This is a genomic window from Streptomyces sp. AB3(2024) (assembly GCF_041862025.1).
Taxonomy (GTDB): Bacteria; Actinomycetota; Actinomycetes; order Streptomycetales; family Streptomycetaceae; genus Streptomyces.
Map to the genome: position 1 here is coordinate 1 of NZ_JBGWAB010000411.1, position 226 is coordinate 226.

Here is a 226-nt window from a genome sequence, read left to right on the forward strand (position 1 = left end):
GGATGTGGTGCAGCCGGCGTTGTTCGCGGTGATGGTGTCGCTGGCCGAGGTGTGGGGTGCGGCGGGTGTCCGGCCGGGTGCGGTGATCGGGCATTCGCAGGGTGAGATCGCGGCCGCGTGTGTGGCGGGGATCTTGTCGTTGGAGGATGCGGCGCGTGTGGTGGCGCTGCGGTCGCAGGCGATCGGCCGGGTGCTGGCGGGGCTGGGCGGGATGGTGTCCGTGCCG

The 226-nt window shown here is 72.6% G+C and carries 1 protein-coding gene; it reads left to right on the forward strand.

From position 1 onward, the window contains the following. Positions 1–226, forward strand: a 226-nt coding sequence (locus ACEPPI_RS41005) for an acyltransferase domain-containing protein (protein WP_373920313.1), incomplete at both ends; no start/stop codon positions are given.